Origin of the sequence: Alysiella crassa DSM 2578, from assembly GCF_000745955.1 — a bacterium.
In the GTDB taxonomy this organism is placed as follows: Bacteria; Pseudomonadota; Gammaproteobacteria; order Burkholderiales; family Neisseriaceae; genus Simonsiella; species Simonsiella crassa.
In genome coordinates, this window is record NZ_JQKH01000094.1 from 1 (window position 1) to 8602 (window position 8602).

8 protein-coding genes are annotated in these 8602 nt (G+C 45.4%); 7 read left to right on the plus strand and 1 reads right to left on the minus strand.

Annotation, left to right across the window (positions count from 1 at the left end):
* Positions 1–368 precede the first annotated feature (368 nt).
* Positions 369–2417, plus strand: a complete 2049-nt coding sequence (locus Q338_RS11005) for a M3 family metallopeptidase (RefSeq protein WP_034295369.1) — start codon at positions 369–371, stop codon at positions 2415–2417.
* Positions 2418–2485: 68 nt separating this feature from the next.
* A complete protein-coding gene (locus Q338_RS11010; RefSeq protein ID WP_034295371.1) occupies positions 2486–3013 on the plus strand; it encodes a hypothetical protein in 528 nt (175 codons plus the stop codon).
* Positions 3014–3307: 294 nt separating this feature from the next.
* On the opposite strand, the gene Q338_RS11015 is transcribed toward Q338_RS11010, so the two are convergent.
* Positions 3308–4177 carry a YicC/YloC family endoribonuclease gene (locus Q338_RS11015; RefSeq protein ID WP_034295373.1) on the minus strand — a complete coding sequence of 290 codons (870 nt, stop codon included), beginning with the start codon at positions 4175–4177 and terminating at the stop codon, positions 3308–3310.
* Between the two features lie 160 nt (positions 4178–4337).
* Here Q338_RS11015 and rph point away from each other — a divergent pair, with 160 nt between their 5' ends.
* The 5 genes from rph to Q338_RS11040 all read left to right on the plus strand — a co-directional run bounded on the left by rph (position 4338) and on the right by Q338_RS11040 (position 8472).
* Entirely contained in the window at positions 4338–5063 is a 726-nt protein-coding gene (gene rph / locus Q338_RS11020) for a ribonuclease PH (RefSeq protein WP_034295375.1), read from the plus strand.
* Positions 5064–5075: 12 nt separating this feature from the next.
* The gene (locus Q338_RS11025) at positions 5076–5873 is read left to right on the plus strand and encodes a restriction endonuclease (protein ID WP_034295377.1); all 798 of its coding nucleotides are present in this window, start codon (positions 5076–5078) and stop codon (positions 5871–5873) included.
* A 2-nt stretch (positions 5874–5875) separates the two neighbouring features.
* Positions 5876–7006, plus strand: a complete 1131-nt coding sequence (locus Q338_RS11030; RefSeq protein ID WP_034295379.1) for a site-specific DNA-methyltransferase — start codon at positions 5876–5878, stop codon at positions 7004–7006.
* Entirely contained in the window at positions 7003–7416 is a 414-nt protein-coding gene (locus Q338_RS11035; RefSeq protein ID WP_034295381.1) for an RNA-binding S4 domain-containing protein, read from the plus strand. The genes Q338_RS11030 and Q338_RS11035 overlap by 4 nt, the downstream gene beginning before the upstream one ends.
* Before the next feature lie 276 nt (positions 7417–7692).
* Positions 7693–8472 carry a ferredoxin--NADP reductase gene (locus Q338_RS11040; RefSeq protein ID WP_034295383.1) on the plus strand — a complete coding sequence of 260 codons (780 nt, stop codon included), beginning with the start codon at positions 7693–7695 and terminating at the stop codon, positions 8470–8472.
* The last annotated feature ends 130 nt before the right edge of the window (positions 8473–8602 follow it).

Consider the following 8602-nt stretch of genomic DNA (forward strand, 5'->3'; position numbering starts at 1 on the left):
CAAATCCGCCGCGCTAATGCGTTGTGTGCTGAATTTTAAGAATAATTCATGCACAATATTGCCGTGTAAAGTTTGGTCTTGAATGGTAACGGTGGTCATGGTTTTATCCTTGCGTGGAAAGATTTGATTTTATATGAAAATGGGTTTTCAGGCAGCCTTTCAGTACACGACAATTTTTCCAATCACAAATCATGTAGGGTGCGCCGTGCGCACCAAATGACTGAATAATTTAAATATTGTGGTGGATTTGGTGCGCACGGCGCACCCTACTGTTATTTTTGTCGTGTACTGAAAGGCAGCCTGAAACCTTGTATTTTGCCAAATCTCCCCCATTTGCAAAAAATCATTCACCGAACACAGGAACAATCATGTCCCAACACATCTTATTGAGTTTAGACCACGAACCCAATTTCCCTGCCATTGAAGTGGCGCACATCAAACCTGCCATGCAAAGTGCGATTACCGAAGCGCGCGCTCAAATCGCTGAAATCAAAGCGCAAAGCGAAACTACTTGGCAAAACACCGTAGAACGCCTGACCGACATCACCGAGCGCGTGGGGCGCATTTGGGGGGTGGTGGCGCACCTCAATTCGGTGGTGGATACGCCTGAACTTCGCGCGGTTTACAATGAGCTGATGCCCGAAGTTACCGTGTTTTTCACGGAAATTGGGCAAGATATTGAACTTTACGCGCGTTTCAAAGCCATCAAAAATTCTGACCGTTTCAAACGTTTGGATGACGCGCAACAGATTAAATTAAACAATGACTTACGCGGTTTTGTGTTGAGCGGTGCAGAATTGCCGCCTGAACAACAAGCGCGTTTGGCGGCTTTGCAAACCGAATCTGCCCAACTTTCCGCGCAATTTTCGCAAAATGTGTTGGACGCAACCGATGATTTTGCGCTTTATTTTGAAGATGAGCGTCAGTTGGCTGGGCTGCCTGAATACGCGCTTGCCATGTTTCAGGCTGCCGCGCAAGCCGAAGGCAAATCGGGCTACAAAGTCGGCTTGCAAGCACCGCATTACATGGCAATCATGCAATACGCGGCAAACCGCGATTTGCGCGAACAAATCTACCGCGCCTACGCCACCCGCGCCAGCGAATTGGGCAAACCCGAATGGGACAACACGGCAAACATCACGCGCTGCCTTGAAATTGCTTTGGAAGAAGCCAACTTGCTCGGCTACAAAAATTATGCCGAATTGTCGCTGGTAACGAAAATGGCAGACACGCCCACACAAGTGATGGATTTTTTGAAAGATTTAGCCAGCCGCGCCAAACCGTTTGCCGAAAAAGATTTAGCCGAAGTGCGCGAATTTGCCGCCAAAGAATTGGGGCTGCCTGAAATCCAATCGTGGGATTTGGGTTATGCCAGCGAAAAATTGCGCCAAGCGAAATACGCCTTTTCTGAAACCGAAGTGAAAAAATATTTCCCTGCCAACAAGGTGTTATCGGGTTTGTTCGCGCAAATCAAGCGTTTGTATGGCGTGAATTTGACGGAAAAAACCGTTCCCACTTGGCACAAAGACGTGCGCTATTTTGAATTGGAAAAAGGCGGTGGCATCATCGGCGGCGTGTACATGGATTTGTATGCGCGTGAAGGCAAACGCGGTGGCGCGTGGATGAGCGATTATCGCGGTCGCCGCCGTTTCATCACAGGCGAAAAAGCGGGGACAATTCAAACACCTACCGCGTATTTAGTCTGCAATTTCACGCCACCTGTAAACGGCAAAGAGGCGCGTTTGAGCCACGATGAAATCATCACGCTGTTTCACGAAATGGGACACGGCTTGCACCATTTGCTCACGCGCGTGGACGAATTGGGCGTGAGTGGCATCAATGGCGTGGAATGGGACGCGGTGGAATTGCCCAGTCAATTTATGGAAAATTTTGTTTGGGAATACAAAGTGTTGGCAGAAATGTCGGCACACGAAGACACCAACGAAACGCTGCCTGAAACCTTGTTCAACAAAATGCTGGCGGCAAAAAATTTCCAACGCGGTCTGTTTTTGGTGCGCCAAATGGAGTTTGCGCTGTTTGATATGCGCGTGTTCAGCGCGGAAGATTCAGGCAGCCTGAATAATTGGGCGCAGACTTTGGCAGAAGTGCGCCGTGAAGTGGCGGTGGTGCAACCGCCTGAATACAATCGTTTTGCCAACAGTTTCAGCCACATTTTTGCTGGCGGCTATTCGGCTGGCTATTACAGCTATGCGTGGGCGGAAGTGTTGAGCGCGGATGCTTATGCGGCATTTGAGGAAACGGACGATGTGCGCGGCACAGGGGCGCGTTTCTGGAACGAAATTTTGGCGGTGGGCGGCTCGCGCAGCGCGGCGGAAAGTTTCAAGGCATTCCGTGGGCGTGAACCGAGCATGGACGCGCTGTTAAGGCATTCTGGTTTTGATTTGCAGGCTGCCTGAAAAGTGATTTGATGTGATTGGGGCAGATTTCGTATCTGCCCTTATTTTTTTAATTAAGTGAATTGAAAATGCGTTATCCCTATGTACGTTTGGTATTGGCTTATCCCGCCACAATTGCTGTTTTGGCTGGCTTAATCCCAACCGTTTTATTTGCAATTATTTGTTTACCCATGTTTCTGTTTTTTTGCTTTGGAATTGTGGTGCGTTCCGAGACTTTGATGTCATTGGAATTATGGAATTTTGTGAAACTGTGTTTGAGTTTATTGTTGGCGGTATTTTTACTATTTGTTCCGATGGGCGTTGTTTCAGGTATTATTTGTAGCTTTCTTACTGTGTTGTTTCGTCTAAAAAGAAGCGTAATAAGCGTGATAATGTTAGGGATTGTAGGTGGTTTGGCTTTGTGGTTCATTGATTCAACTGGTGTCAGTTTGTTTGATGGCAGCGTGTATCGTACCAAAACATTGAGTTGGCATAACACAAATACTGCTCGCGCTTCTTCTGGTACAGTGCTGACAATGATGCTGTATATGACTGCATTAGTAGCCAGTATTTCAGTTTTATTTTTACCAAGCGAGGTTGATTTTGAAGAATCATGAAGATGATAGATGGATTATTGTGTAGGGGATTGTATCCACATATTTATGATGTTGGCGAGCATTCGTATTTTTCAGGCTGCCTTACGGTGCACGACCATTGTTCCAATCACAAAAATGTAGGGTGCGCTGTGCGCACTAAATCCGCTACAATATTTAAATTATTCAGCCATTTGGTGCGCACGGCGCATCCTACGATTATTTCTGTTGTGTACTGTGAGGCTGCCTGAAAATCAGTTTAACAAATAAAATCGCCCGAAAAATCAAAATATTGATTTTTCGGGCGATTTTGTTTTTTTATTCAATATTTTGAACTTGCTCGCGCATTTGCTCAATCAATACTTTCAGCTCTACCGACACTTGTGTGCATTCGCTGGCAATGGATTTGCTGCCCAAAGTATTGGCTTCGCGGTTAAGTTCCTGCATGAGAAAATCCAAACGCTTGCCGACCGTGCCTTTGTGTTCCGTGATAATGCGGCGCACTTCGGCGATGTGGGTACGCAAACGGCTAAATTCTTCATCTACATCGGCTTTTTGCATAAACAGGGCAAATTCTTGTTTCAAGCGGTCTTCGTCTATGCTCATCACGGCTTCGGCGAGTCGGGTGCGGACACGTTGCATATGCGTTTTAAGCAGACCTGGGAACAGGCTTTCCAATGCGGTGATGATATCGTCCATCAATTCCAAACGCTCCAGCAAATGCGCTTGCAATTTCAAACCTTCGCGTTTACGCGTTTCCACAAAATCTTTCAGCGCGTTGCCCAATAGGGTTTGCACGCCGTTGGCAATCACTTCATTGTCTTTTTCCGCGCTGATGATGACATTGGGAAATTTCAAAATTTCCGCCACCGTGAGTTTGCCCAAACCATCGTGTTCATTGCGCCATTTGGTGTTGAGCGCGGCGAGTTCTGCCACCAATTCATGATTGATGTGCAGGCTGCCTGAATGTTCGGCGATGGTGTTTAATTGAATGCGGCATTCCAGTTTGCCGCGTGTAACGTGTTGGGCAATTTGTTCGCGCATATTGCTTTCCAGATAGCGCAAATCTTCGGGCATTTTGAATTGCACGTCTAAAAAACGGTGGTTTACGCTGCGAATTTCCAAATCAATCCGTTTGCCGCCAAACTCGCCCGATGTGTGGGCAAAACCTGTCATACTTTTAATCATGTGAATTTTCTCGCTGTGTATTTAGGGGAAATCTACGCAAGGAATGTTAGCAGAAATAAGTTTATTTTAAAATATGTTAAGAGCGATTTTGCTATGCAGGCAGCCTGAAAACAGTACAAATGGTATAATTTGTGTTATTTGAATGATTTAGGAAAATATCATGACTTATCAACGCCCAAACCGCGCCGCCAATCAATTGCGCGATGTGCAAATCACGCCAAATTTTTTGCCCCACGCTGACGGCTCGGTGCTGATTGCGTGCGGCAACACGAAAATCATCTGCACCGCCACGATAGACGAAGCCGTACCGCCCTTTTTGCGTGGCAAAGGCGAAGGTTGGGTTACGGCAGAATACGGCATGTTGCCCGCGTCCACCCAATCGCGCATGAAACGTGAGGCGGCTGCTGGCAAACAATCGGGTCGCACCCAAGAAATTCAGCGTTTGATTGGGCGAAGTTTACGCGCTTGCGTGGACATGAAAAAATTGGGCGAACGCCAAATTTTGATTGATTGCGATGTGATTCAAGCCGATGGTGGCACACGCACGGCAAGCATTACAGGCGCGTTTGTGGCATTGAAAATTGCCATACACAAAATGTTGGCAGACGGCAGGCTGGCTGAAAATCCGCTTACAGGCAGCGTGGCGGCGGTGTCGGTGGGGGTGGTGGGCGGTGTGCCTTTGCTGGATTTGGATTACCCCGAAGATTCAGGCTGCGACAGCGATGTGAATTTGGTTATGCTCAACGCGGAAAAAATCATTGAAATTCAAGGAACAGCAGAAGGTGCGGCATTCAGCATGGCGGAATTGGCGGAATTGATTGCGCTGGGGCAAAAAGGGATTGCGGCATTGACGGTTTTGCAGGAAAAGGTGTTTCAGGCTGCCTGAAAGGATTAAATCATGAATATTTGGACACAAAAAAGCATAGAGTTAGCAACACAGAGCAATTATTTAGACCAGTTGTATCGCATTTATCCCATGTCGGTTAATTTGCGCCGTGAGTTATCTCAACAAACGCAAGATGAAATCCGCACTTATTTGGATAAAAAGGACGGTAAAAATTTGCTGAATGTTTTATTAAAACAAGAAATTTTTCCCATTAAAGACAGTTATGTTGCTTATTTAAAACGCGATAAAACAGCGATTGAACGTAATCCTGCGACAGTCAGCCGTTTGGCTGGCATGTTGATTGAAATGGGCTTTGATGAAATTTTGGATAAAACCACCGTTCCCAAAGAAACCAATCGTCAAATTGGACCGATGTTTAAAAATTGGTTAGCCAGTGGCGCATTGGGTGTACCTGTTACGGATAATCCAGATAAGTTTTTGAATCATCAAGGCAATATTGTATTCAATGCAGGTGATGCTGCAATGGCGTATTTTGCTCAAACACATTTGGGTTATCAGCACAATAAAGGATTGGATTTTATTGCTAAATTTAATCAAACCATCATTATTGGTGAGGCTAAATTTTTAAGTGATTTCGGTGGGCACCAAAATGCACAGTTCAATGACGCGATTGCCACTTTACGCGCACCATTATTAGCCAATAGATACAATGTCAAAACGATTGCAATTTTGGACGGTGTTTTGTATATCAAAAGCAATAATAAAATGTTTAATGAAATTTCAGGTTTTGCAGATGATGATGTGGTTGTTTCTGCTGTTTTATTGCGTGATTATTTGTTTTCGGTGTAATCATGTTACAACTTATTTATCCCAACAAGCAGCCTGAAAATCAAATTTTGCAACAATCCGCGCAAATTCCGCCCATGAAATTGGACGAAACTTTACCAATTTTATTTGCAGGCGATAATTTTCATGCTTTGTCTGTATTGCTCAATAGTGGCTATCATGAACGCATTGATTTGATTTACATTGACCCACCCTATAATACACAACAAATTTTTACCATTGATGATGAACGGGCTAGCACAATCAGCCGCACCAATCATGGCATGATTGCCTATTCCGATAAATTGAACATGAATGATTATTTGGAATTTATGCGTGAGCGTCTGATTTTAATGCGTGAACTGTTGTCGCCATGTGGTTCAATTTATGTGCATATTGACAGTAAAGTCGGACATTATCTCAAAATCATCATGGATGAAGTTTTTGGTGCAGAAAATTTTAAAAATGATATTGCGCGGATTAAATCCAATCCCAAAAATTTTGCCCGCCGCGCTTTTGGTAATGAAAAAGACATGATTTTGTTTTACGCCAAAAATACCAAAAAAAACATTTTCAACAACATCACTGTGCCATTGAATGATGAAGATAAAATCACTATGTTTCAAAAAGTTGATGAAAATGGGCGGCGATACAATACCGTGCCAGTTCATGCACCTGGCGAAACGCAAAATGGTGAAACAGGTGCAATGTGGCGTGGGCAATATCCACCCAAAGGCAGACATTGGCGCAGCTCACCCAGCGATTTGGATAAATTGGACGAGCAAGGTTTGTTGGAATGGTCAAAAAATGGTGTTCCCCGAATTAAAAAATTTGCTGATGAACACAAAGGCAAGAAAATACAAGATATTTGGCAATACAAAGACCCTGTTTATCCCATTTATCCCACTGAAAAAAATGAGGAAATGCTGAAAATGATTATTCAGCAATCATCTAATCCTGATTCTATTGTACTGGATTGTTTTGCTGGGAGTGGTTCAACTTTGTTTGCTGCCCAAACTCTGCAACGGCGTTGGATTGGTGTGGATATTTCAACAGTTGCCATCAATGCGATACAAAAAAGACCATTTTTGAATTATCAAATGCTTTCTTTGCAAAAAACAGGCAGCCTGAACATTAACATGAAAGAAAAACCATGAGCAAACAACACGATGACGACAACCGCGAAGACACCATGCGCCTAGACAAATGGCTGTGGGCAGCACGCTTTTTCAAAACGCGCTCTTTGGCGAGCAAACACATTGAACTCGGTCGCGTGTCGGTCAATGGCGTGAAAACCAAAACCAGCAAATACATTGTCGTGGGCGATGTGGTGGATTTAACTTTAAATTCATTGCCTTATAAATTGAAAATCCTTGCGCTCAATCATCAGCGCAGACCCTCACCCGAAGCCCGTTTGCTTTACGAAGAAGACGCGCAAACCACCGCCCAACGCGAAGCCCAAAAAGCCCTAGACCAAGCCAGCCGAATCACCGCCGCCTACCCAGACGGTCGACCCACCAAACGCGACCGCCGTCAGCTTGACCGCATGAAACGCGGCGAATGGTAGCCAGTTGAAACTGATTCGCATATAATCGGCGTTCTTATTCTAAAACACTTTTGCAGGCAGCCTTTCGGTACACAACAAAAATTTTTGGGTTACCTCAAACTCGTCCCCTCCCCCGTCTGGCGGGGGAGGGTTAGGGTAGGGGTGGTTCGTTTTCTCTAACCCCACCCCAGCCCTCCCCCCTTACATGGGGGAGGGGTAGATTGGTGGCACCATCAAAAATGATGTGTGTATGTGTAAGGCAGCCTGAAAAAATATTTTTATCAAGAAAGTAACACAATGGCAGCATTCAACACCCAAGAAGTTTTGTCGGTTCATCATTGGACAGACGCATATTTCAGTTTCACTTGCACCCGCGATGAAAGCCTGCGCTTTGAAAACGGACAATTCGTCATGATAGGCTTGATGGTGGACGGCAAACCGCTCATGCGCGCATACAGCGTAGCCAGTGCAAACTGGGAAGAACACCTTGAATTTTTTAGCATTAAAGTTCAAGATGGCCCTCTGACCAGCCGCTTGCAACACCTGAAAGTGGGCGATGAAATCCTCATCAGCAAAAAACCGACAGGCACGCTCATTGCCAGTGATTTGAATCCCAATGCCAAGCATTTGTATTTATTGTCCACAGGCACAGGGCTTGCCCCCTTTTTGAGCGTTACCAAAGACCCTGATATTTATGAACAATTTGAAAAAGTGATTTTGGTACACGGTGTGCGCCACAAAGCGGATTTGGCGTATTACGACCACTTTACCAAAGGGCTGCCTGAACACGAATTTTTGGGCGACATGGTGCGCGAAAAATTGATTTACTACCCAGTCGTATCGCGCGAACCGTTTGAACACCAAGGGCGTTTAACCGATTTGCTGCAAAGCGGCAAAATTTTTGAAGACATCGGCTTGCCCCCCATCAATCCGCAAGACGACCGTGCCATGCTCTGCGGCAGCATGCCCATGAACCGCGACACCGCCGCGATTTTGGACAGTTTCGGTTTGGTGGCATCGCCCAAAGTGGGACAACGTGGCGATTATGTGATTGAACGCGCATTTGTTGAACAATAATTCACCCATCATCATTCAGGCAGCCTGAAAAATATGTTTTCAGGCTGCCTTTCAGTACACGACAAAAAATCGGACGACCTGTTTTGGGTTTGAAAAATAGTCCAAAGTTGCCATCATCAACATGGCAGCT

What these genes read in the sequence shown, in the direction of transcription:
- Q338_RS11015 (WP_034295373.1), bottom strand. Translation starts at nt 4,177, where the DNA reads ATGATTAAAAGTATGACAGGTTTTGCCCACACATCGGGCGAGTTTGGC.
- Q338_RS11005 (WP_034295369.1), top strand. Translation starts at nt 369, where the DNA reads ATGTCCCAACACATCTTATTGAGTTTAGACCACGAACCCAATTTCCCT.
- Q338_RS11040 (WP_034295383.1), top strand. Translation starts at nt 7,693, where the DNA reads ATGGCAGCATTCAACACCCAAGAAGTTTTGTCGGTTCATCATTGGACA.
- Q338_RS11030 (WP_034295379.1), top strand. Translation starts at nt 5,876, where the DNA reads ATGTTACAACTTATTTATCCCAACAAGCAGCCTGAAAATCAAATTTTG.
- Q338_RS11035 (WP_034295381.1), top strand. Translation starts at nt 7,003, where the DNA reads ATGAGCAAACAACACGATGACGACAACCGCGAAGACACCATGCGCCTA.
- Q338_RS11025 (WP_034295377.1), top strand. Translation starts at nt 5,076, where the DNA reads ATGAATATTTGGACACAAAAAAGCATAGAGTTAGCAACACAGAGCAAT.
- Q338_RS11010 (WP_034295371.1), top strand. Translation starts at nt 2,486, where the DNA reads ATGCGTTATCCCTATGTACGTTTGGTATTGGCTTATCCCGCCACAATT.
- rph (WP_034295375.1), top strand. Translation starts at nt 4,338, where the DNA reads ATGACTTATCAACGCCCAAACCGCGCCGCCAATCAATTGCGCGATGTG.